Annotated in this window: 23 protein-coding genes and 1 tRNA gene; 16 read left to right on the top strand and 8 right to left on the bottom strand. The window is 73.4% G+C overall.

Features of this window, described 5'->3' with window-relative positions:
- Positions 1–169 precede the first annotated feature (169 nt).
- The gene (locus KPL60_RS22555) at positions 170–3091 is read left to right on the top strand and encodes a UPF0182 family protein (protein WP_226367113.1); all 2922 of its coding nucleotides are present in this window, start codon (positions 170–172) and stop codon (positions 3089–3091) included.
- Between the two features lie 94 nt (positions 3092–3185).
- Positions 3186–3262, top strand: a tRNA-Met gene (locus KPL60_RS22550).
- Between the two features lie 42 nt (positions 3263–3304).
- Here the strand turns inward: KPL60_RS22550 and KPL60_RS22545 are convergent.
- Positions 3305–3883 (bottom strand): dihydrofolate reductase family protein, encoded by a 579-nt coding sequence (locus tag KPL60_RS22545; protein ID WP_226355395.1) that lies wholly within the window; start codon positions 3881–3883, stop codon positions 3305–3307.
- Positions 3884–3970: 87 nt separating this feature from the next.
- Between KPL60_RS22545 and KPL60_RS22540 the strand changes: the two genes are divergently transcribed.
- Positions 3971–4573 carry a TetR/AcrR family transcriptional regulator gene (locus KPL60_RS22540; RefSeq protein ID WP_226367112.1) on the top strand — a complete coding sequence of 201 codons (603 nt, stop codon included), beginning with the start codon at positions 3971–3973 and terminating at the stop codon, positions 4571–4573.
- Here the strand turns inward: KPL60_RS22540 and KPL60_RS22535 are convergent.
- Positions 4540–5142 carry a class I SAM-dependent methyltransferase gene (locus KPL60_RS22535; protein WP_062400588.1) on the bottom strand — a complete coding sequence of 201 codons (603 nt, stop codon included), beginning with the start codon at positions 5140–5142 and terminating at the stop codon, positions 4540–4542. The genes KPL60_RS22540 and KPL60_RS22535 overlap by 34 nt on opposite strands.
- A gap of 33 nt (positions 5143–5175) precedes the next feature.
- Between KPL60_RS22535 and KPL60_RS22530 the strand changes: the two genes are divergently transcribed.
- A complete protein-coding gene (locus KPL60_RS22530; protein WP_178374284.1) occupies positions 5176–5400 on the top strand; it encodes an RNA-binding S4 domain-containing protein in 225 nt (74 codons plus the stop codon).
- A 3-nt stretch (positions 5401–5403) separates the two neighbouring features.
- Here the strand turns inward: KPL60_RS22530 and KPL60_RS22525 are convergent, their stop codons facing one another.
- Together KPL60_RS22525 and KPL60_RS34820 are read right to left on the bottom strand one after the other, a co-directional pair.
- Positions 5404–7458: an acyltransferase family protein gene (locus tag KPL60_RS22525; protein WP_226367111.1), complete on the bottom strand. Its 2055-nt coding sequence runs from the start codon at positions 7456–7458 to the stop codon at positions 5404–5406.
- A gap of 122 nt (positions 7459–7580) precedes the next feature.
- The gene (locus KPL60_RS34820) at positions 7581–8417 is read right to left on the bottom strand and encodes a transglycosylase SLT domain-containing protein (RefSeq protein ID WP_226367110.1); all 837 of its coding nucleotides are present in this window, start codon (positions 8415–8417) and stop codon (positions 7581–7583) included.
- A gap of 440 nt (positions 8418–8857) precedes the next feature.
- Between KPL60_RS34820 and soxR the strand changes: the two genes are divergently transcribed.
- Both soxR and KPL60_RS22510 read left to right on the top strand, forming a co-directional pair.
- A complete protein-coding gene (gene soxR, locus KPL60_RS22515) occupies positions 8858–9328 on the top strand; it encodes a redox-sensitive transcriptional activator SoxR (RefSeq protein ID WP_226367109.1) in 471 nt (156 codons plus the stop codon).
- A gap of 52 nt (positions 9329–9380) precedes the next feature.
- Positions 9381–10145 (top strand): tyrosine-protein phosphatase, encoded by a 765-nt coding sequence (locus KPL60_RS22510; protein ID WP_226367108.1) that lies wholly within the window; start codon positions 9381–9383, stop codon positions 10143–10145.
- A gap of 6 nt (positions 10146–10151) precedes the next feature.
- On the opposite strand, the gene KPL60_RS22505 is transcribed toward KPL60_RS22510, so the two are convergent.
- Positions 10152–10544 (bottom strand): hypothetical protein, encoded by a 393-nt coding sequence (locus KPL60_RS22505; protein WP_062400607.1) that lies wholly within the window; start codon positions 10542–10544, stop codon positions 10152–10154.
- Positions 10545–10551: 7 nt separating this feature from the next.
- Positions 10552–10794: a hypothetical protein gene (locus KPL60_RS22500; RefSeq protein WP_020621780.1), complete on the bottom strand. Its 243-nt coding sequence runs from the start codon at positions 10792–10794 to the stop codon at positions 10552–10554.
- Positions 10795–10920: 126 nt separating this feature from the next.
- On the opposite strand from KPL60_RS22500, the gene KPL60_RS22495 reads away from it, so the two are divergent.
- From KPL60_RS22495 to KPL60_RS22475, 5 genes are all read left to right on the top strand, one after another.
- Positions 10921–12093: an acyl-CoA dehydrogenase family protein gene (locus KPL60_RS22495; protein ID WP_226367107.1), complete on the top strand. Its 1173-nt coding sequence runs from the start codon at positions 10921–10923 to the stop codon at positions 12091–12093.
- A 13-nt stretch (positions 12094–12106) separates the two neighbouring features.
- Positions 12107–13135: an acyl-CoA dehydrogenase family protein gene (locus KPL60_RS22490; protein ID WP_226355402.1), complete on the top strand. Its 1029-nt coding sequence runs from the start codon at positions 12107–12109 to the stop codon at positions 13133–13135.
- A 101-nt stretch (positions 13136–13236) separates the two neighbouring features.
- Entirely contained in the window at positions 13237–13746 is a 510-nt protein-coding gene (locus tag KPL60_RS22485) for a helix-turn-helix transcriptional regulator (RefSeq protein WP_020621783.1), read from the top strand.
- Between the two features lie 32 nt (positions 13747–13778).
- Complete coding sequence (gene prfB, locus KPL60_RS22480; protein ID WP_073578362.1) at positions 13779–14885, top strand: peptide chain release factor 2; 1107 nt, start codon at positions 13779–13781, stop codon at positions 14883–14885.
- On the top strand, positions 14882–15640 hold the full coding sequence (locus KPL60_RS22475) for a hypothetical protein (RefSeq protein WP_226355403.1): 759 nt from the start codon (positions 14882–14884) through the stop codon (positions 15638–15640). Before prfB ends, KPL60_RS22475 begins: the two co-directional genes overlap by 4 nt.
- A 161-nt stretch (positions 15641–15801) precedes the next feature.
- On the opposite strand, the gene KPL60_RS22470 is transcribed toward KPL60_RS22475, so the two are convergent.
- Positions 15802–17022, bottom strand: coding sequence for a multidrug effflux MFS transporter (locus KPL60_RS22470; protein WP_226355404.1), 1221 nt, complete (start codon positions 17020–17022; stop codon positions 15802–15804).
- A 65-nt stretch (positions 17023–17087) separates the two neighbouring features.
- Between KPL60_RS22470 and KPL60_RS22465 the strand changes: the two genes are divergently transcribed.
- From KPL60_RS22465 to ftsX, 3 genes are read left to right on the top strand one after another with little or no spacing between them, the layout of a single operon-like run.
- Complete coding sequence (locus KPL60_RS22465) at positions 17088–17570, top strand: MarR family winged helix-turn-helix transcriptional regulator (protein ID WP_226355405.1); 483 nt, start codon at positions 17088–17090, stop codon at positions 17568–17570.
- Positions 17571–17622: 52 nt separating this feature from the next.
- On the top strand, positions 17623–18312 hold the full coding sequence (gene ftsE / locus KPL60_RS22460; RefSeq protein WP_226355406.1) for a cell division ATP-binding protein FtsE: 690 nt from the start codon (positions 17623–17625) through the stop codon (positions 18310–18312).
- On the top strand, positions 18313–19215 hold the full coding sequence (ftsX, locus tag KPL60_RS22455; RefSeq protein WP_226367106.1) for a permease-like cell division protein FtsX: 903 nt from the start codon (positions 18313–18315) through the stop codon (positions 19213–19215). It begins immediately after the preceding gene.
- A 4-nt stretch (positions 19216–19219) separates the two neighbouring features.
- Here the strand turns inward: ftsX and KPL60_RS22450 are convergent, their stop codons facing one another.
- On the bottom strand, positions 19220–20083 hold the full coding sequence (locus KPL60_RS22450; RefSeq protein ID WP_226355408.1) for an NAD(P)H-binding protein: 864 nt from the start codon (positions 20081–20083) through the stop codon (positions 19220–19222).
- A 143-nt stretch (positions 20084–20226) separates the two neighbouring features.
- On the opposite strand from KPL60_RS22450, the gene smpB reads away from it, so the two are divergent.
- Both smpB and KPL60_RS22440 read left to right on the top strand, forming a co-directional pair.
- Positions 20227–20715, top strand: a complete 489-nt coding sequence (gene smpB, locus KPL60_RS22445) for an SsrA-binding protein SmpB (RefSeq protein ID WP_060713108.1) — start codon at positions 20227–20229, stop codon at positions 20713–20715.
- A 25-nt stretch (positions 20716–20740) separates the two neighbouring features.
- Positions 20741–21700: an amidohydrolase family protein gene (locus KPL60_RS22440; RefSeq protein WP_226355409.1), complete on the top strand. Its 960-nt coding sequence runs from the start codon at positions 20741–20743 to the stop codon at positions 21698–21700.
- The last annotated feature ends 2 nt before the right edge of the window (positions 21701–21702 follow it).

The following is a 21702-nucleotide window of genomic DNA, read 5'->3' as shown; positions in this document are numbered from 1 at the left end:
GCGCCGGTGGAGAGCCGCCCGATGTGTCGTTTTCGTCCCGACACGCCGGGACCCGACCGCGACTTCACCGAACCTCCGTACAGTTGCCCTCGGAGAACCGTGCCGTCCCCCCAGCCGGCCGCGCTCTCCACGTGTCGTACCCGAACTGTGGAGTGTGCCCGTGTCGTCCATGCGGCCCCCTGTGGGAGCGCCGTCGCTGACCCGCCGAACCCGGATCCTGCTGGTCGCCGCGGGCGTCCTCGTAGTGCTTCTGCTCGGTGGCTCACGGCTGTTGAACTTCTACGTCGACTACCTGTGGTTCGGCGAGGTCGGTTTCCGGAGCGTCCAGCTCACCCGGCTGTTCACCCAGATCGTGCTCTTCGGGGTCGTGGCCCTGGTGGTGGGCGGCCTGGTCGCGCTGACGCTGTGGCTGGCCTATCGGTACCGCCCGGTCTTCGTGCCGGTGTCCGGTCCCGAGGACCCGGTCGCGCGCTACCGGACCACGATCATCCAGCGGCTGCGCCTGTTCGCCGTCGGCGTGCCGGTCGTGATCGGGCTGATCGCCGGGCTCGCGGCGCCGACGCAGTGGCAGACCGTGCAGATGTTCCTGCACGGCACCCCGTTCGGCCGCGCCGATCCCGAGTTCGGCAACGACATCGGGTTCTACGCCTTCACCCTGCCGTTCCTGCGGATGAGCCTGAACTGGCTGTTCGTCGCCGTCGCGATCTGCTTCGTGCTCGCGCTGGTGACCCACTACATCTTCGGCGGCATCCGGCTGTCCGGCCGCTCCGGCTTCGTCTCCACCGCCGCGCGCGCCCAGCTCGCCGTGCTCGCCGGGGTGTTCGTGCTGCTCAAGGCCGTCGCCTACTGGTTCGACCGGTACGACCTGCTGTGGTCCAACCGCAACGCGCAGACGTTCTACGGCGCCACCTACACCGACCTCAACGCGGTCCTGCCGGCCAAGCTGATCCTGCTGGTCATCGCGGTGATCTGCGCGCTGGCGTTCTTCGTCGCCGCGTTCCGCCAGAACCTGCAGATCCCGGCCGTCGCCGTGGTCATGCTGGTGGTCTCCTCGATCCTGGTCGGCACGGCGTTCCCGCTGGTGCTGCAGCAGTTCGTCGTCGCGCCCAACGCGAACGTCAACGAGGCCCCGTCGATCGAACGCAACATCGCGGCGACCCGGGACGCCTTCGGCATCGGGCCGGACAAGGTCGACATCAAGCCCTACGCGGGCACGTCCGAGGCGACACCGGCCCAGGTCCGGGCCGACACCGACACCATCCCCAACATCCGGCTGCTCGACCCGGGCAAGCTCAACCGCACGTTCACCCAGCTCCAGCAGCGACGGAACTTCTACGGGTTCTCGCCCAACCTGGACATCGACCGCTACACCGTCGACGGCCAGACCCGTGACTACGTCGTCGCGGCGCGCGAGATGAACGCCAACGGCCTGGTCAACAACCAGCAGGACTGGATCAACCGGCACCTGGTCTACACCCACGGCAACGGGATCGTGGCCGCGCCGGCGAACCAGGTGAACGAGGCGCTGGAGGACGCGGGCGGCTCCGGCGGCCTGCCGAACTTCCAGGTCTCCGACACCCAGCAGCAGGGCTTCGTGCCCGTCCAGCAGCCCCGCATCTACTACGGCGAGCTGCTCGACAACCAGTACTCGATCGTCGGTGCCGAGCCGGGTACCGCGCCGCGGGAGTACGACTCCGACGAGGCGCAGTACACCTACACCGGTGCCGGCGGCGTCCCGATCGGCGGGCTGTTCAACCGTTCGGTGTTCGCGCTGGCCTACGGCGAGCGGAACATCCTGTTCAACAACTCGATCAACGCCGACTCGAAGATCATGTACGTCCGGAACCCGCGGGACCGCGTGCAGGCGGTGGCCCCGTGGCTGACGCTGGACAACGACCCGTATCCGGCCGTCGTCGACGGGCGGGTGCAGTGGATCATCGACGGCTACACCACGCTGCAGAACTTCCCCTACGCCGAGCGCGTGCAGCTGGGTGACGCGACCGCGGACTCCCGGCTCGGGCCGAACGGCCAGCAGCTGCCGAACGACACGATCAGCTACCTGCGCAACTCGGTGAAGGCCACGGTCGACGCCTACGACGGCACCGTGAAGCTCTTCGCCTTCGACGAGTCCGACCCGGTGCTGCAGACCTGGGAGAAGGCGTTCCCGGGCACGGTCGAGCCGCGCTCGGCGATCACCCCGGACCTGCAGGCCCACCTGCGCTACCCGGAGGACCAGTTCAAGGTCCAGCGTGAGCTGCTGACCCGCTACCACGTCGACGACCCGAACGAGTTCTTCTCCACCGTGTCGTTCTGGGACGTCCCGTCCGACCCGACCGTGCAGGGCGGCAACGGCGGCAGCCAGGACGCACAGCCGCCGTACTACATCTACGCGGGTCTGCCGGGGCAGGAGGGCGCGTCGTTCCAGCTCACCAGCGCGCTGGTGAGCCTGCGGCGGCAGTTCCTCGCCTCGTACGTCTCGGCCAGCTCGGATCCGGACACCTACGGGAAGCTGACCGTGCTGCAGCTGCCGAACGAGACCCAGACGCTCGGCCCGCAGCAGGTCCAGGCCCGGTTCCTCGGCTCGCCCGAGGTGTCCTCCGAGCTGAACCTGCTGCGGCAGAACCAGACCACGATCGACTACGGCAACCTGCTGACGCTGCCGGTGGCCGGTGGTCTGCTCTACGTCGAGCCGGTCTACATCGAGCGGGCGGGCGGTCAGGACAACTCGACCTATCCGCAGCTGGCCCGCGTCCTGGTGTTCTACGGCGACCGGCTCGGCTACGACGCGAGCCTGTCCCGGGCCCTCGACGAGGTGTTCGGCGCCGGAGCCGGTGCCGCCGCGGGCGGTGCCGCCCCGACCACCGGGCAGCCCGCCCAGCCGACGACGCCCACGACGCCGACCACGCCGAACGGCCAGGGCGCCCAGACCCCGGCAGCGCCCAACGCGGCGCAGGCGACCGCGGCGCAGCAGATCCGTGCGGCGCTGAACGAGCTCAAGGCGGCCCAGCAGTCCGGTGACTTCGCCAAGCAGGGCGAGGCGCTGGCCGCGCTGGACCGCGCGGTCGCGGCGTTCCAGGGCGCCGGCGGCTGATCATCGTCGGGCCGGACCCCCCTGCGGGTGGGGTCCGGCCCGGTGTGTAAGGTTGTGCCTACAACACAGACGGAATGCACGCGGTTCCGTTCGGCGCGGGGTGGAGCAGCTCGGTAGCTCGCTGGGCTCATAACCCAGAGGTCGCAGGTTCGAATCCTGCCCCCGCTACCACTCACGAAGGCCCCCGGGGACACCCCGGGGGCCTTCGTCCTGTCAGGGGGTCCGCGCGTACTCGGCGACGACCACGCCGGAGCGGTACGGGGTCGACCGCACCGGCTCCCACGACCGCGGGTGGTACCCGCCGCCGTCGTCGAACAGGGGTTTGCCGGCCCCGAGCACGACCGGGTTCACCTTGAGCACCAGCCGGTCGATCTCACCGGCCAGTGCGGCGGCGAGGCGCCCGCCCCCGCAGAGCCAGATGCCGGCGCCGTCGCGCTGCTTCAGCTCGCGGGCGAGCTCCACCGGGTCGCGCCCGGTCAGGGTGATCCCGGCGGGTACCGCGTCGGCGGGACGGCTGCGGGAGAAGACGTACTGCTCCAGGTGCGGGTACGGGTCGGCGGTGACCGCCAGGCCCGCGGCGTAGGTGTTCCAGCCCATCAGCACGGTGTCGAACCGGCTGTTGTCCGCGGTCAGCCCGAGCATCTCCAGCCCGGCGGCGGGGACCGTGTCGGTCCACTCCCGCAGGATCATGTCGATGTGGTCGCCGGTCTGCGGGAAGGCGTCGAAGGTGTCGTCGGGGGCCGCGATGCGGCCGTCGAGCGAGACCGCGACGTAGTAGACGAGCTCGCGCATGCGCGGACCTCCGGGTCGAGAGAACCACGACGGGTGTCGTGGTCACCGAAAGTACAACAGGCGTCGTGGTTCGTCTAGGGTGCCCGCATGGCACGCAACGACGACCGCAGGCAGCGGCTGGCCGACGCGGGGCTGGCCGTCCTGGCCCGCGAGGGCGCCCGGGGGCTGACCCACCGCGCGCTGGACCGGGAGGCCGGCGTCCCGACCGGCACGGCGTCGAACTACTTCCGGACCCGCGCCGAGCTCGTCCGTGCGCTGGCCGACCGGATCGGGCAGCGCCTGGCGCCGGACCCGGACACCGTCGCCGGGCTGCGTGCGGGGGAGGCGGGGCCCGCGATGTTCGCCGACCACATCCGCGACATCGTGCGCCGCCTCGCGACGGAGCGGGACGTGACGCTGGCGCTGTTCGAGCTCCGCCTGGAGGCCGCCCGGCGCCCGGAGGTCGCCGAGGTCATGGGGGAGTGGCTGCGCACCGGGTTCGCCGCCGACGTCGCCTACAACCGGGCCGCGGGGCTGCCCGGCGGGCCCGCGGAGATCGCGCTGTTCCACTACGCGGTCGACGGCCTGCTCCTGGACCGGCTGACCCTGTCCATCGACCCGGACACCCCGACCGACACCGTCGTCGACGCACTCGTCGACGGGCTGCTCCCGCCCGCTCAGGGCGCCGGTGCGACCTCCAGCACCCGGTAGCCGCGCTCGGAGGCCAGGCGGGTCGTCGGGAAGCCCTGCTCGTCGCTCAGCCACCGTTGCAGCGAGTCCGAGCCCAGGTTCTTGGCCACCACCAGGTACGCCCGCCCGTCCGGGAGGAGCCGCGGGAGCCAGCGCAGCAGCAGCTCGTGCAGCGCGGCCTTGCCGGAGCGGATCGGCGGGTTGGAGTAGATCCCGGCGAAGGTGACGTCGTCGGGGACCTCCTCGGGCCGGCAGGCGGTCACGTTGCCCAGCCCGGCCGCGTCGGCGTTCTCCCGGGTGAGGCCGAGCGCGCGCTCGTTGAGGTCCACCGCCCACACCGGCAGCCGGCGGCGCCGGCTGGCCAGGGTGAGCGCGATCGGGCCGTAGCCGCAGCCGACGTCGAGCAGCGGGCCGCGGACCGGCGGCATCGGTGCGGTGTCGAGCAGCACCTTCGTCCCGCGGTCGAGACGGCTGTGCGAGAAGACCCCGGTGTCGGTCACCAGCGACAGGTCCACGTCGGACGTGTGCAGGCGGACCGACCCGCGATGGCTCGCGACGGACGGCGTGGCGCTGAAGTAGTGGTCACCCACGCCGGGTGATGCTACGGCGGGGACACTGGGGACATGAGGACGCCACAGCCCCCGCAGGACGTGCCCATCCGTGAGGAGCCGATCCGGATCGGCCAGTTCCTGAAGCTCGCCGGGCTCGCCGAGGACGGCGTGCACGCCCGCGAGATCCTCGAGGCGGGCGAGGTCACGGTCAACGGGGCACCGGAGCACCGCCGGGGCGCCCAGATCCGGCGCGGCGACGTCGTCTCCGTGGCCGGGCGGAGCGTCCGCCCGGCCTGAGGCTCACCAGCCGAGGTGGTCGAACGCCGTCGCGAGCGTCGGGGCGAGGGTCTCGGCGTAGGTCGCGGTCAGGTGGTTGTCGTCCATGTAGACGAGCACGTTGCCCACCTCGCTGCGGCAGACCGCCGGGTCGCAGATGCCGTCGGCCACGTCGGCGAACACCACGTTCGGCGGGACGCCCGGGACCGCCGACCACGGCGGGTACGGCTGGTACAGCGTGTGCCGGTCGACCTCGCAGTCCGGTGCGCCCCGGCCCTGCGTGGCGACGCAGTCGACCACGTTGAAGTCGAACCGCGGGTTGTCGCGGACCGCGACGACCGGGATCCCGGCCGCGTCGAGCCGCTGCCAGGCCTGCACGAACCCCTCGGGGGTCTGCTCGTGCAGCCCGGGCCGCACGTCGCGGCTGGCCAGGGTCAGGACCGCGTCGGGGTGCATCTCGACCAGCTGGTCGTGCACCGCGGCGTTCCAGTCGGTGCAGCCCTGGTCGTCGGCGACGGTCTCCGAGCGCACCGACATCGGGCAGGCCCCGCGGAACATGCCCACCATCGACCAGTTGCGCTGCTCGGCGATCACCGCGAGCGAGGCGGCGTACTGCTGGGCGTGCGAGTCGCCGACCACGGCGACCGTCCGCTCCGAGGTCTCCGGGTCCGGCGCGGGCACGGTGCAGACCTCGAGCTCCGCGCCGTGCTCGGAGGGCCCGCAGTCCCAGCTGGTGCCGTGGTAGCTCCAGTCGTCGGGCGCCTGCACCAGCGACGGGGTCAGCTCGGCGTCGGCCGGGTCGAGCGAGGCGAGGTCGAACTGCGGGGACAGCGCCACCGCGCCCGGGTGCGACGGCGAGCCCGCCAGCACCGGCGTCGACGCCCGCGCGGCGGCCAGCCCGTACCAGGAGCCCGCCGCGACGAGCACGGTCAGCGCGAGCACCCCGCCGGTGCGCAGCGCGCGGCGCACGTCGAGTGCGGCGACCCGCTGCTCGACGAACCGGTGGGTCAGCCAGGCCAGCACGAACGACACCGCGATCACGGCGGCGCCCTGCTCGAGGTCCAGCCGGTCCTGTCCGGTGCGCACCAGCGTGAGCGTCAGGATCGGCCAGTGCCACAGGTACAGCGGGAACGAGATGTCGCCGATCGTGCGCAGCACCCGTCCCGACAGCAGGCGGTCGACGCCGAACCGGTGCCCGGACCGCCCGGCGACCAGCACCATCGCCGCGGCCAGCGTCGGCCAGGGCGCCGCCCAGCCGGGGAACGCGCGGTCGACCTGGAGCAGGATCCCGCAGGAGACCAGCGCGGCCACGCCGCCCCAGCCGAGCACCGCGCGGGTGCCGGGGGTCAGCTCCGGCCGGTCCTCGATCCGGGAGATCCACAGCGCCAGCAGCCCGCCGAGCGCGAACTCCCAGATCCGCGTCGCGGAGTGGAAGTAGGCGAGCGGCTGGTTCACCAGCGTCAGGTACACCGAGTACGCGAACGAGGCCCCGCCGACGGCGAGCAGCGTGCCGGTGAGCCGTCGGTGCAGGTCGGCCCCGTCCCGCCGGGTCGCGATCGCGACACCGGCCACGACCAGCGGCGCGAGCAGGTAGAACTGGCCCTGGATGGACAGCGACCAGAAGTGCTGGACGATGCTCGCCGCGTTGTCACGGGCCGCGTAGTCGACCGAGTTGTGCGCCAGCTCCCAGTTCTGCAGGAACAGCAGCGACGCGACCGTCTCCCGGACGGTCGGCATCCACCGGTTCTCCGGCAGCAGCCAGAACCCGGCCACCACCCCGGCCGTGAGGACGACCGTGATCGCCGGCAGCAGCCGGGAGAACTGGCGCCGCCAGGTGGCGAGCACGTCGACCCCGCCCCGCGCCGCCGCCCGGTACAGGCCACCGGTGATGAGGAAGCCGGTGATCAGGAAGAACACGTCGACGCCGCCGGAGACCCGGCCGACCCAGACGTGGTAGACGACCACCAGCAGCACCGCCAGGGCGCGCAGGCCCTGCAGCTCCGGGCGGAACCGGGAACGCGTGGCGCCCCCGACCGTCGTTCCGGTGCGGGTGGCGGGTGCTCCACCGGGGTGCGTCACGAGTGGCAGCTCCTCGTTCGGGCACGGTTGGGTAAAGGGAAGTTTACGATTCGACCCCTACAACGACGACGGCGGCCACCGGGGTCCCCCGGTGACCGCCGCTCGTGGGGTCAGGGTCTCGCTCAGTATCCGATGTATCCGCCGTGGCTGCCGACCCGGCCACCCGCGTCGAGGGTGTCGATGCCGTAGCGGTCGATCATGTAGCGGACGCCCGCGGTGATGTTCGCGATCGGGTCGGTGATCGCCCGGTCCGCGAAGTCCGGGTGCACGTAGGCCGCGAACGTCGAGGGGATGACCTGCATGAGGCCCTCGGACGGGTTGCCGGCCGCGGCGTTGGAGTCCCAGTTGTTGATGGCGTGCGGGTTCCCGTTGGACTCCTTGAGGATGATCCGCTTGAGCCCGGTCGCGTAGGACTGGGACAGCCCCATGTGGTCCAGGGCCTCGGCGATCCAGCCGTCCAGCCCGCCCTGGGCGACGATCGCGTCGATCCGCGCCTTCTCGGCCTGGCGCGCCTGCTCGGCCGCGGCGGCCTTGGCGTGCTCGGCGGCGATCTTCGTCGCGATCTCGTGCGCCTTGCCCATGGACGCCAGGTCGGCGTCCTGGGCGGGGGCGGCGGCCTGCAGCGCGCCCGACGCGGCGGACGGCTGGGCGAAGGAGACCGGGCTGAAGAAGCCGGAGGTCGAGCCGTCCGTGGCCTTCGTGGCCGAGGGGATGTTCGCGGAGTACGCGGCCAGCGTCGTGGCGGCGGTGGTGCCGCCCTCCTCGGCGTCGGCCTGCGTCGAGGTCCCGTCCAGAGTGGTCGGGACGATCGCGGCGAACGCGCCGGAGGCGAGCACGCCGAACGCGGCGCCGGTGGCGGCCGTGCGGGTGCCCGCACGACGCGCGGCGTGCGCGGGGCCGCCGTGCCGCGGGGAACGGAGGGACGGTGCAGCGGCCGTCGCTGCGGGTGTGGTCGCCACGGGTCGGGGGAACCCGTGGTGGCCACCGGGGGAGCGGTGTCCGGGCAAGGAAACGCCTTTCAGATCACGGACGGCGCCGCGCACGAACGGCCGGGTCGGGGGTCCCGGGTGAGCCGGTCGGGGAGTCCGGCTCCAGCCCGCTCGTGATCGGGCCGTGATGACTGGGGATGACCGTAGAGGGCCCCGCCGCGGGGGTCCAGCCCCGGGGTCGTCGGTCGCCGCGCGACAGACACCGTTCACCGGTTCCGTGATCTTGAGGGCGTGTGGGACGCAACCCGGTGGACGGTGCGCCTCGGCCGACGGACGGCGGTCCTCGCAGGTGGCGGGCTCACGACGAACGGCGCAATACTGGAGTCGGCTCGAGGTTTGTACGGGCCGTCCCGATGCGCGGAACGGCGTGTGGGGGCGGCCTCGGCGGGGTAACGGGACGGGGGACGGGGATGGACACGGGCGACCTGCTGACCATCGGGGAGATCGTCGAGCGCAGCGGGTTCCCGCACTCGGCGTTGCGCTTCTACGAGCGCGAGGGGCTGATCTCCGCGACCCGGACCTCGGGCAACCAGCGCCGCTACCTGCGCAGCGTGCTGCGCAGGCTCGCCTTCGTCCGGGCGGCCCGGTCCATCGGGATCGGGCTGGAGGAGGTCCGCGCCGCCCTCGACGCGCTGCCCGCGGACCGCACGCCCACCCGGTCGGACTGGGCGCGGCTGTCGCGGTCCTGGCGCGGCAGGCTCGACGAGCAGATCGACGCGCTGACCGCCCTGCGCGACGGTCTCGACGGCTGCATCGGCTGCGGCTGCCTGTCGATGACGACCTGCCGGCTGGTCAACCCCGGCGACGCCGCCGCCGCGTACGGCGACGGTGCCCGGGTGCTGCCCGCCGCGCTGCGCCGCCCGCCGGTGCACGGCCGGTGAACCCTGCGTCGCGACCGCTGCCGTGGCGCCCCGGGCTGCCTAACCTGGGGTCGTGACCGATCTCGTACCGGACCGCTGGTTGACCGTCGACGGCCTCGCCAACGCCCGTGACGTCGGCGGCCTCCCGCTCGACGGCGGGGGCCGCGTCCGCACCGGCGTCCTGCTGCGCACCGAGTCCCTGGAGGGGCTGGGCCCGGCCGCCGTCGCGTACCTCACCGACGAGCTGGGCGTCGCGCAGGTGCTGGACCTGCGCACCGACCACGAACGCACGACCTACGGCCTCGGTGCGCTCGCCGACGCCGGGGTGCCGGTGCACCGGCTCAGCTTCATCCCCGAGACCGGGATCGCGCTGCCCGAGATCGAGGACACCCACGCGGCGGTCGATCCGATGCTCGGCCACTACCTCGCCTACCTGGAGGGCCGCGGCGAGTACGTCGTCGACGGGGTCCGCCGGATCGCGGCCCTGGACTCCGGCACGACCGTCGTGCACTGCGCCGCGGGCAAGGACCGCACCGGGGTGCTCGTCGCGCTGGTGTGCGCCGCGGTCGGGGTGCCGCGGGAGGAGATCACCGCCGACTACGCGCTGTCCGCGACCCGGATCGACGCCCTGTTCCGGAAGTGGACGACCGCCTCCGGTGAGCCGATGCCGCCAGCCGAGGAGATCGACCGGCACCGCCCGCGGGCCGAGGTCATGGCCGAGTTCCTGCGGCTGCTCGACGAGCGCCACGGCGGCCCGGTCGGCTGGCTGCGCAAGAACGGCCTCACCGATGACGAGCTGGCGCGCCTCCGGACCCGGCTGCGCGACGGGAGCGCCTGAGCACGCTCAGGGCAGCTCCTCGATCGGCACCATCGGGTCGAGCTTGCGCAGCGACCCCGGGTCCCCGGTGACCGCGGGCCAGCCCCGTCGCCGGGCGGCGGTGACGACCTGGCCGGTCACGATGTCGTCGAGCCCCTGGGAGGCCAGCAGCAGCCCGGCCTCCTGGGCGCTCTCCGGGGACAGCTCGTGGATCACGGTGTTCGGCAGGCCCAGCAGGACCTGCAGTGCGGCGTGGTGCTCGGCGTCGACCATCGACCAGGCGCGGCCGAGGGCGGCGCTGGGCACCGCGAGCACGATGTTCTCCTCCACCGCGGCCCAGACCAGGGCACGCATGTAGACGGGGCGACCGGTCGCGAAGGCCGCCAGAGCCGAGGAGTCGAGTACGCGTCCGCCGATCATCGCGGGCTCAGCCGACGGCCACGGGCGGGACCGGGCGCAGCGAACGGCGCGCGGCATCCAGCTCGTCGGCCGGCGGGGGACCGCCGTAGAGGTCGGCCAGGGTGGCCAGGGAACGGTCCCGGTCCTGTCGTGCCTGCACGGCCTCCGCCACGTAGGCGGACAGGCTCGCCGCCGATCCGCGGGACACCGCGTCCCTCGCCTCGGCCACCAGCTCCGCCGGCAGCGTGACCGTCACCCGCTCGCTGCGCATACCGAAAGGCTACTCCCTGCATACCGCCCGGGCCACGGACACGCCGCGGACAGCAGGTTACCGGCGGGTATGGAAGGCTCCGGGGCGGGACAGTGCCGACCTCACACGAAGAACGGGTGCTCATCCATGGACCTCACCTTCACCCCGGCCGAGGAGGAGTTCCGCACGGAACTGCGCTCCTGGCTCGGCGCCCACATCCCGCAGGAGTGGACCCGCCCCGGGTTCTGGGAGTCCCTGGAGGACTCCGAGAGCTTCCGGCTGCGGCGCGATTGGGAGCGGGACAAGGCCGACGCCGGGTTCGCCGGCATCCAGTGGCCCGTCGAGTACGGCGGCCGCGGCGGTACGCCCGGCATGAAGGCCATCTACGACGAGGAGACCGTCCGCGCCCAGGCGCCGCGCACGGTCAACCCGCTCGGGCTGACCTTCCTCGCGCCGACGGTCATGGCGATCGGCACCGACGCGCAGAAGAAGGAGATCATCGGCCCGCTGCTGCGCAACGAGGTCGTGTGGTGCCAGGGCTTCTCCGAGCCCGGCGCCGGCTCCGACCTCGCGGCGCTGTCCACCAAGGGCGTCCGCGACGGTGACGACTTCGTCGTCAACGGTCAGAAGGTCTGGACCACCAACGCCGTGCACGGCGACAAGATCTTCACCCTGGTCCGCACCGAGGCCGGGTCGGAGAAGCACCGCGGCATCTCGATGCTGCTCATCGACATGGACCAGCCCGGCGTGACCGCGCGCCCGCTGCGCCAGATGAGCGGGGCCAGCGAGTTCGGCGAGGTCTTCTTCGACGACGCCCGCGTCCCGGCCGCCGACTGCCTCGGCGAGATCGGTGACGGCTGGCGCACCGCGATGCTGCTGCTCTCGTTCGAGCGCGGCGCGTCCGGCATCTCCCAGTACACCGAGTTCCGTCGTCAGTACGACGAGATCGCCGCCGTCGCCCGGAGGCTCGGCCGCGACACCGACCCGGTGATCCGCGACGACCTGGCCCGCGTCCTGGTCGAGCTGGAGTGTCTCAAGCTGCACTCGATGCACGTGCTCACCCAGGTCGAGCAGGGCCGCGACCTCGGCTTCGAGGCGTCGATGACCAAGCTGCAGTGGTCCGAGGCGTTCCAGGACCTGTGGGAGGTCTACGACCGGATCCTCGGCGAGGACGCCACGCTCGACGCACTGCCCGACGGCACCGACCTGCGCCCGCTGCACGCCCAGGCCATGTGGTCGCGCTCGGTCACCATCTGGGGCGGCTCGTCGCAGGTGCAGCGCAACGTCACCGCCGAGCGCGTGCTCGGCCTGCCGCGGTAAGGGGAGCGGACACATGTTCTTCGCACTCACCCAGGACCAGCAGGAGTTCGGCACCGCGGTGCGCGACTACCTGGCCGAGCGCTTCGACCTCGCCGCCGTGCGGACGGTCGTCGAGAACCCGTCCGACGACGGCAACCCGGCGTCGCTGTGGCGCGCCGCCGGCGAGCAGGGGTGGACCGCGGTCACCGTCGACGAGGACCACGACGGCCTCGGCCTCGGCCTGGTCGAGGCCCAGGTGATCGCCCGCGCGCTCGGGGCGGGCGTCGCCCCCGGCCCGTGGCGCGGCACCGTGCTCGCCGCCGACGCGATCCGGCTCGCCGGCTCCGACGAGCAGAAGGCGGCCTGGCTGCCGAAGCTCGCCGCGGGCGAGGTGGTCGGCGCGTTCACCACCCGGGGCAGCGCCGCGACCGGCCTGCCGGTGGTGGAGTACGGCGCCGTCGCCGACGTCGTCGTCGCCCCGGCCGAGGACGGCCTGCCCGGGCTGGCGCTGGTCACCGGCGCCACGGCGTCGCCGGTCGGCAGCTACGACGGCACCACCCGGCTCGCGTCGCTGGGCGGCGGGACCGCCGAGGCGCTGCCCGGCACCACCGTCGAGCTGCAGAGGCAGCTGACCGACCGGGCGACCGTGCTGGTCGCCGCGGACCTGGTCGGCATCGCCCGCGAGGCGCTGACCCGCACCGTCGCCTACGACCGCGAGCGCACCCAGTTCGGGGTGCCCGTCGGGTCGTTCCAGGCGCTCAAGCACGCGCTGGCCGACCTGCACGTCGGGGTCACGATGGCCGAGCACGCGGCGCTCTACGCCGCGCACGCGGTGGACACCGGGCTCGACGGTGCCGAGCTCGCCGTCGCCGTCGCCAAGGCCAAGAGCAGCGACGTGGCGCTCCAGGCGACCGCGGCGATGATCCAGTTCCACGGCGGCATCGGCTACACCTGGGAGCACGAGGCGCACTTCTTCTACAAGCGCGCCAAGCGGCTCGCCGGCCAGTACGGCGACGTCGCCGTCTCCCGCGAGCGGATCGCCTCCCTGACCATCGGGGCCTGACCCGTCCGTGGGCCGCGTGAGGCCACAGTGCACCCCGTCTGCTCAGGGCGGATGTGCGCTGTGGACTCGCGCGCCCGGCGCGGACGTGGGACCGTCGGACGATGGCACCCGTCACACCGGTCAACGCCACCGCCGCCGCCCTCCTCGGTCTGCTCCACGGCGGGCCGATGACCGGCGGGCAGCTGGTGGCGGCGGCCGGTGAGCGGTTCGGCCTGTTCTTCTCCGTCACCCGCAGCCAGGTCTACCGCGAGCTGCCCGCGCTGACCGAGGAGGCGCTGCTGCGCCTGGGCAAGCAGGGCCCGCGGGCCAGCCAGCAGTACGTGATCACCGCGGCCGGCAAGCGGTCGTTCAAGCACTGGCTCGCCACCGGCGGCGACGCCGACGCCGTCCGCAGCCCGCTGGTGCTGCGGCTGCTGCACGCGGGGACGCTGACGGTCAAGCAGCGCACCGAGCTCGTCGCGGCCGCCCGTGAGGCCTACGCCGAGCGGCTCGCGGTGGCCCGCGCCGCCGCCCGTGCGACCGACGACCCCTACGGCCGTCCGGTCGCGGACTTCGCCGTCGCCCACACCCGGGCGATGATCAAGCTGATCGACGCGATCCCCCAGGACTGAACCGGGGCCCACCCCGCGTACCCTCGACGGTTGTGAACTCCGACGTCCAGGCCGACCTGAAGGACCTCGACACCACCCTGTCCAGCATCGAGGCCGTCGCCGACGTGCCCCGGCTGCGCCAGGAGATCGAGGAACTGTCCGAGCAGGCGGGCCGGCCGGACCTCTGGGACGACGTCGACGCCGCCCAGCAGATCACCAGCCGGCTGGCCTACGCCCAGGGCGACCTGCGCCGGCTCGACGACCTGCGCCGCCGCCTCGACGACGTGCCGGTGCTCTACGAGCTCGCCGAGGACGAGGGCGACGAGTCCGCCGTCGCGGACGCCGACGCCGAGCGCGCGAAGCTCCGCAGCGAGATCTCCTCGCTGGAGGTCCGCACCCTGCTCTCGGGCGAGTACGACGAGCGCGAGGCCCTGGTGACCATCCGGTCCGAGGCCGGGGGCATCGACGCCGCCGACTTCGCCGAGATGCTGCTGCGCATGTACCTGCGCTGGGCCGAACGCCACGGCTACGGCACCGACGTCTACGAGACGTCCTACGCCGAGGAGGCCGGCATCAAGTCGGCCACCTTCGCCGTCCACGCGCCGTACGCGTTCGGGACGCTGTCGGTCGAGGCCGGCACCCACCGCCTGGTGCGGATCTCGCCGTTCGACAACCAGGGGCGGCGCCAGACGTCGTTCGCCGGTGTCGAGGTGGCCCCGGTCGTCGAGACCTCCGACCACATCGAGATCGACGAGAAGGACCTGCGGGTCGACGTGTTCCGCGCGTCCGGGCCCGGCGGTCAGGGCGTCAACACCACCGACTCGGCGGTCCGGCTGACCCACATCCCGTCCGGGATCGTCGTCGCCTGCCAGAACGAGCGCTCCCAGCTGCAGAACAAGGCGTCGGCGATGGCCGTGCTGCAGGCGAAGCTGCTGGAGCGGCGCCGGCAGGAGGAGCGCGAGCTGCGCGACTCGTTCAAGGAGGCCGGGTCCTCCTGGGGCAACCAGATGCGCAACTACGTGCTGCACCCGTACCAGCTGGTGAAGGACCTGCGCACCGAGCACGAGGAGGGCAACCCCTCGCAGGTGCTCGACGGCCAGATCGACGAGTTCATCGAGGCCGGCATCCGCTGGCGCAAGCAGACCGAATCGGCCTCGTGAGCCGGGGTCGCCGGGCGTCCGCGGTCTGCGGCGCCCTCCTCGTCCTCGCCCTGGCCGGATGCACGACGGGGTCCCCGGAGCCGTCCGCCGACGGGGCGCCGCCCGCGTCCGCCACGCCGTCGGCGCAGGACACCGTGGCCGCCGCGGGCACCGCGCTGGCCGACGCCGGGTCGGCGCGGGTCGACGTCGAGCTGGACTCGGTCACCGGCCCGGTGCGCGCCTCCGGCCCCGCCCGCTTCACCCCGTTCGCCGCGGACCTCACCGTCGCCCTCGGCACCCGTGGTGCCCAGGTCAGGGTGCTCGACGACCGCGCCTGGGTCCGGTTCGGCGGCAGCGACCGCTGGCAGCCGCTGTCCACGGGGCTCCTCCCGGTCGGCGCGGTCGGCGGGATGCTGCACGCCGCGCCCGGGCTGCGCGACGTCGTCGCCGCGCCGGGGACCACGGACGTCGACGGCGTCGCCGCGACGACGTACACCGGGTCGGTGGACCTCGCCGCCGCACGGGCCGGCGCCCCGGACCCCGCGGTCGGGACCCGGCTCGACGAGCTCGCCGGGCTGGTCTCGCCGACCCCGCGGTTCACCGCCTGGCTCGGTGCCCCCGACGCCGCCCCCGCCGACCGCGGACGGCTGCTCCGGCTGCGCCTGGAACCGCAGGCCCCGGCCACCGGGACGCAGGACGCCGGCGCCGCGGTCCCGGGCGCGGTGACCGTCTCCTTCAGCGAGCCCGGGCTGCCGGTGGAGATCACCGCCCCCTGACGACGGGCCCCGCGTCCCGTCGCCCGCGCGCCTCGCCCCGGGTCGGCGCGGTGCACCGAGATGCAGCTCAGCGGGCCGTGGAGATCGACAGTTCCCGCTGAGCTGCATCTCGGCGTCGCGGCGGCCGGGCCGACGAGTGCGCGGCGCGGCGCGGGGCGGGCTCAGCGGGGCGTGGTCGCCCCGCGGGTCAGGGCGGCGAGCGACACGGCGGAGAGCGTGGCCGCGGTCAGCATGGTCACGGCCATGGCCGTCGCGCTCGACCCGACCAGCGGTGAGACCAGGGCGCCGAGGCCGAACTGGGTGGCCCCCAGCAGGGCCGAGCCCGTCCCGGCGCGGTCGCGGACCTCGCCGGTCGCCAGCGCCGCGCTGTTGCCCATCACGAACCCGAGCGTGGCCAGGGTCGCGAACAGCAGCACGAGCACCGGCCAACGGGCGGCGCCGAGCAGCACCACGACGAGCAGCGCCGCGCACAGCACGACCAGCCCCCCGACGGCGACGACGAGCTGGCGGCGCGGGGCGACCCGTGCGGCGAGCCGGCTGCTGACGATGTTGCCCAGCACCAGCCCGGCCGCGTTCGCCCCGAAGGCGAGGGCGTACTGCGTCGTGGAGAGGCCGAGGGTCTGCTGCAGCACGAACGGCGACCCGGAGATGTAGGCGAACATCATCGAGAACGACGTGGCGAAGGCCAGCACGTAGCCGACGTAGCGACGGCGGCGCAGGAGCGCCCCGACGTCGGAGAAGGTCCGTCGCACACCGCCGGAGGTACGGGCCGGGGCCGGCAGCGTCTCGTGCACCGCGAGCAGCGACGACACCAGCATGAGCAGCGCCAGCCCGGCGAGCGCCACGAAGATGCCCCGCCAGCCGACGACCCCGCCGAGCGAGCTGCCGATCACCGGTGCGACCACCGGTGCGATCCCGTTGATCGCCATCATCAGGGAGAACAGCTGCGCGGTCCGCGCGCCGGTGGTGCGGTCGGAGATCATCGCGCGGCTCAGCACCAGGCCGGCCGCCCCGCCGAACCCCTGCAGGAACCGGGCGACGACGAGCACCGCGACCGACGGCGCGACCGCGCTCGCCAGGCACGCGACGAACAGCAGGACCGTGCCGGCGAGGACCAGTCGTCGCCGCCCCCAGCTGTCCGAGAGCGGGCCGATCACCAGCTGCCCGGCCGCCAGCCCCACCAGGAACGCGGTCAGGGTCAGCTGCGCCGCCGACGCCGACGCCCCCAGCTCGGTCGCCACCGTCGGCAGCACCGGCAGGTACATGTCGGTGGCCAGCGGCGCCACCGCCGTCAGCAGCGCGAGAACGCTGATCCACACGCCGTCCGGCACGGCGCGCCCCCGCGTCGTCCTCGGCGCGGCCTGCTCGGTCCCCACGGTCATGACGGTCCTCTCGCACGGCAATCAGCTATGAAACTATATATGGATTATCGAGTAGTATTGCGACTGTGACGAAGGTCGAGGAGCACGACGACGACTGGGCGGCGCTGGTCGAGGCGGTGCACGACCTGTCGCGCGTCCTGCGGGCGGCGGGGGAGCGCGCGGTCGGGCTGGACGCGATCACCGGGTCCGAGCACGAGGTCCTGCGGTGGGTCTCCGCGCGCCCCGGGCACCCCGTCTCGGCGGTGGCCCGCGGGCTCGGCCTGCAGGCCAGCAACGTCAGCACCACCGTCCGGTCGCTGGTCGAGCGGGACCTCGTGGAGCGCCGGACCGACCCGGCCGACGGCCGTCGCGCCCTGCTCCACCCCACCGCACGGGCCGCCCGGCACCGCGAGCTCCTCGACGCGGCCTGGACACGGCAGATCCGGCGTGCGCTCGGCGACCTGGACGGCACCGATGCCGTCGCGCTGCGTGCGGCGGCCCCCGTCCTGGACCGGCTCGCCGGTGCGCTCGACCCGTCGCGGGACCCGGTCGCCGCCGGACCGGTCTGACGGGCGTGTCGTCACGGCCCGTGTACTCCGGGCGGCGGTACCGTCCCGCTCCGTGATCGAGCTGCGGGACGTCACCAAGCGCTACCCGGCGTCCGGGCGTCCGGCGCTGGACCGGGTCTCCGCGACGGTCGGTGCGGGCGAGTTCGTGTTCCTGATCGGACCGTCCGGGTCGGGCAAGTCGACGCTGCTGCGGCTGCTGCTGCGCGAGGACGTCCCCACCTCGGGATCCATCCTCATCGACGGCCTCGACGTCGCCGGGCTGCCCCGGCGCAAGGTGCCGAAGCTGCGCCAGCGGATCGGCTGCGTGTTCCAGGACTTCCGGCTGCTGCCCAAGCGCACCGTCGCCGGCAACGTCGCGTTCGCGCTCGAGGTGCTGGGGCGCAGGCCGTCGGAGATCCGGATCGCCGTCCCGGAGCTGCTGGAGATGGTGGGGCTGCAGGGCAAGGCCGAGCGGCTGCCGCACGAGCTGTCCGGCGGTGAGCAGCAGCGCGTCGCGATCGCCAGGGCGTCGGTCAACCGGCCCCCGCTGCTGCTGGCCGACGAGCCCACCGGCAACCTCGACCCCGAGACCGGGCGGGAGATCATGCAGGTCCTGGAGCGCATCAACCGCGCGGGCACCACGGTGCTGATGGCCACCCACGACTCGTCCATCGTGGACGCGATGCGCCGCCGGGTGATCGAGTTGGCCGACGGCGGCGTGCTGCGTGACGAGGCCCGCGCGGTGTACGGGGCGGGCCGGTAGATGCGCCCCGCCCTGCTCACCCGCGAGGTCTCCTCCGGTCTGCGCCGCAACGTCACGATGACCGTCGCGATGGTGCTGACCACCGCGGTCACCCTGATGTCGGTCGGTGCGGGCCTGCTCGTGCTGCGCACCATCGACGACATCTCCGCGCTCTACACGAACCGGCTCGAGATCCAGGTGGCGCTCACCCCGGACGTCTCGGAGACCGACCCGGACTGCAGCGGGCCGACGTGCGCGTCGGTGCGGAGCGCGCTGGAGGCCGCCCCGGGCGTCGGCTCGGTCTCGTTCGAGTCCCAACAGCAGGCCTGGACCCGGTTCCGTGAGCTGTTCGCCGGGCAGTCGGTCGCCGACGTCGCCCGGCCGCAGTCGCTGCCCGCCACGCTGCGGGTCACCCTGACCGACCAGCAGGCGGGCGCCGCGGCCGCCCGGGCCGCCGTCGAGGGTCGGCCGGGGGTGCGCGGGGTGATCGACCAGCGCGACGTCGTCGGGACCCTGTTCGACTTCCTGAACGGGGTGCGCAACGTGGCGTTCGCGCTCGCCGTCGTACAGGCGCTCGCGGCGATCCTGCTGATCTTCAACACGGTGCAGGTCTCGGCGTTCATGCGGCGCACCGAGGTCGGCGTGATGCGCCTGGTCGGGGCGACGCGCTGGACCACCCAGCTGCCGTTCCTGGTCGAGGCCGCCATCGCCGGGGCCGTCGGCGGGGCGCTCGCCGGGATCGGCCTGGTCGCGGCCAAGTACGCCGTCGTCGACGACCTGTTCGCCGCGATGGGTCAGGCCGGCGTGATCCCGCCGGTCCGGATCACCGACGTGCTGGTGGTCTCGGCGCTGCTCGTGCCCACCGGGGCCCTCGTCGCGGGGGTCACCGGCTACGTGACCCTGCGCGCCTATGTGAAGGTCTGAGCGCTCACCCCGCGGGGGCGAACGCCGCGGCGTGGTCGCGGGCGAACTCCTCCAGGGTGCGGGCCGGGTGGCCGGTGAGGACGGCCACGGCGTCGTCCACCCGCGCCGCCTCGCCCCGCCCGTAGTGGGCGTAGTCCTCGACCAGTCCCGCGGCCTGCCAGGGCGGCAGCACCCCGTCCAGGACGGCGGCGAACGCCTCCGGGGTGAGGTCGTCGAACGCGACCGGGTGCCCGGTGGCCCGGGTCAGGGCCGCGGCGATCCCGGCGTGGGTGACGGCGCGCGGCCCGGTGAGGTCGTGCACCGCACCGTCCGGTCCGGCGCCGGTGAGCACGGCCGTGGCGGCGTCGGCGATGTCGCGCACGTCGACCGCGCTCACCGCGGCGTCGCCGATCGGGGCGCCGAACCGGCCGGTCGCGGCGACCAGGGGGGCGAAGGCCAGCAGGCCCTGCAGGAACAGGTTCGGCCGCAGCACCACGTGGCCGATCCCCAGGTCGTGGACGTGCTGCTCCACCGCGGCGTGCCAGCGCAGGAACCGCACCGGGGAGTCCGCCCGTGCCGCGAACTGCGACAACAGCACCAGCCGGGACACCCCGGCGGTCGCGGCGGCGTCGGCCACCGCGATCTGGGTGGTCGCGGCGTCGGGGGCCGAGGGCGAGTTGAGGAAGGCCGCGTCGACCCCGTGCAGCGCCGTGGCGACGGCGTCCGGGTCGCGCAGGTCGCCCCGCACGACCTCGACGCCGGCGGCGTCGCCGAGGCGGTCGGGGTCGCGGACCAGTGCCCGCACCGTCACGTCACGACCGGCCAGCGCGGTCAGCAGGTGCCCGCCGATCCCGCCGGTCGCCCCGGTCACCAGCACCGTCGTCGTCATGTCCGTCTCCTGTGATCGTCGATCTGATACGAGAGCACTGCTCTCGCAACCGAGTGTGCACGCGACGCCGCCGAAGTGCAAGAGCACTGCTCCGGCGATGCCGCGGTCGGATACCGGTGGCGGTGCGCGGGTAGGCTGGTCGTGTGAAGGAACAGGGCCGGAAGGTGATCGCGCAGAACCGTCGGGCCCGGCACGACTACGCGATCCTGGAGGAGTTCGAGGCCGGGGTCGCGCTCAAGGGGACCGAGGTGAAGAGCCTCCGTCTGGGCCGGGCGTCGCTGGTCGACGCCTTCGCCACCATCGACGACGGCGAGATCTTCCTGCGCAACCTGCACATCCCGGAGTACGTGCGCGGCAGCTGGACCAACCACGAGCCGCGCCGCACCCGCAAGCTGCTGCTGCACCGTGGGGAGATCGACCGGCTGATGGGCAAGACCCGCGAGGGCGGGCTCACCCTGGTGCCGCTGTCGCTGTACTTCAACGACGGCAAGGTCAAGTGCGAGATCGCGCTCGCCAAGGGCAAGAAGGACTACGACAAGCGCCGTGACCTGGCCAAGAAGGACGCCCAGAAGGAGATCGCGCGCGCCGTCGGCCGTGCGGCCAAGGGGCGGGCCCGGGACCTGCGCGGCTGAGCCACGGCCCGCCTAGGGTGGGGCCGTGGATCTCCCCGTGCCACCCTCCGACGACGCCGACGTGCCCCGCTGGACCGCCGAGCTGGACCTGCCCGGCCTGGTCGACGTGCACGTGCACTTCCTGCCCCAGCGCATGCTCGACAAGGTCTGGGCCTACTTCGACGCCGCTGAGACCCACTACGGCACCCCGTGGCCGGTGCAGTACCGGCTGCCCGAACAGGAGCGGTACGCGATCCTCGAACGCCTCGGGGTGCTCGCGTTCGCGCCCCTGACCTACCCGCACAAGCCGGGCATGGGGGAGTGGCTCACCGGCTGGGCCGGCGGGTTCGCCGACGCCCACCCGCGCGCGGTGCGCACCGCGACGCTCTACCCGGAACCGTCCGTCGTGGACTACCTCGGCCGTGCCGTGTCCGACGGGGCGCGGATGGTCAAGGTGCACGTCCAGGTCGGCGGGTTCGACCCGCGCGACCCCCTGCTGCGCGACGCCTGGGGCCTGCTGGCCGACGCGGGTGTGCCCGCCGTCGTTCACTGCGGCGACGGCCCGATCCCCGGCGAGCACACCGGCCTCGGGATCTTCGCCGAGGTACTGGCGGCGCACCCCGATCTGCGGATCGTGCTGGCCCACGCGGGCATGCCGGACTTCCGGGGCGCGCTGGAGCTGCTGGACCGGTTCCCGAACCTGGTGCTCGACACGACGATGGTCGGGACCGCGTTCTCCCAGCGGATCGCGCCGCTGCCGCCGGACTGGCCGGCACGCCTGGCCGAGCACCCGGGGCGGATCGTGCTCGGCACCGACTTCCCCAACATCCCCTACGCCTACGCCGAGCAGCTCGCCGCGATCGCCGGCTGGGCCGCCGCCGAGCCCCGCCTCGGCGCGGCGTTCCTGCGCTCGGTCCTGTACGACGCCCCGGCCGCGCTGCTGGGCGTCGACCCCGTCCGACACGCCACCCCCGGCCCCGCGGCCGAGACCCCGAGGAGCTCCTAGAC

The organism is Pseudonocardia sp. ICBG162 (genome assembly GCF_020496225.1).
In the GTDB taxonomy this organism is placed as follows: Bacteria; Actinomycetota; Actinomycetes; order Mycobacteriales; family Pseudonocardiaceae; genus Pseudonocardia; species Pseudonocardia alni.
This window is presented reverse-complemented; position numbering and strand designations above follow the sequence as displayed.

Coding starts and splice junctions, on each gene's coding strand:
- KPL60_RS22555 (WP_226367113.1), top strand. CDS start 170: ATGCGGCCCCCTGTGGGAGCGCCGTCGCTGACCCGCCGAACCCGGATC.
- KPL60_RS22545 (WP_226355395.1), bottom strand. CDS start 3,883: ATGCGCGAGCTCGTCTACTACGTCGCGGTCTCGCTCGACGGCCGCATC.
- KPL60_RS22540 (WP_226367112.1), top strand. CDS start 3,971: ATGGCACGCAACGACGACCGCAGGCAGCGGCTGGCCGACGCGGGGCTG.
- KPL60_RS22530 (WP_178374284.1), top strand. CDS start 5,176: ATGAGGACGCCACAGCCCCCGCAGGACGTGCCCATCCGTGAGGAGCCG.
- soxR (WP_226367109.1), top strand. CDS start 8,858: ATGGACACGGGCGACCTGCTGACCATCGGGGAGATCGTCGAGCGCAGC.
- KPL60_RS22505 (WP_062400607.1), bottom strand. CDS start 10,544: ATGATCGGCGGACGCGTACTCGACTCCTCGGCTCTGGCGGCCTTCGCG.
- KPL60_RS22500 (WP_020621780.1), bottom strand. CDS start 10,794: ATGCGCAGCGAGCGGGTGACGGTCACGCTGCCGGCGGAGCTGGTGGCC.
- KPL60_RS22495 (WP_226367107.1), top strand. CDS start 10,921: ATGGACCTCACCTTCACCCCGGCCGAGGAGGAGTTCCGCACGGAACTG.
- KPL60_RS22490 (WP_226355402.1), top strand. CDS start 12,107: ATGTTCTTCGCACTCACCCAGGACCAGCAGGAGTTCGGCACCGCGGTG.
- KPL60_RS22485 (WP_020621783.1), top strand. CDS start 13,237: ATGGCACCCGTCACACCGGTCAACGCCACCGCCGCCGCCCTCCTCGGT.
- KPL60_RS22470 (WP_226355404.1), bottom strand. CDS start 17,022: ATGACCGTGGGGACCGAGCAGGCCGCGCCGAGGACGACGCGGGGGCGC.
- ftsX (WP_226367106.1), top strand. CDS start 18,313: ATGCGCCCCGCCCTGCTCACCCGCGAGGTCTCCTCCGGTCTGCGCCGC.
- KPL60_RS22450 (WP_226355408.1), bottom strand. CDS start 20,083: ATGACGACGACGGTGCTGGTGACCGGGGCGACCGGCGGGATCGGCGGG.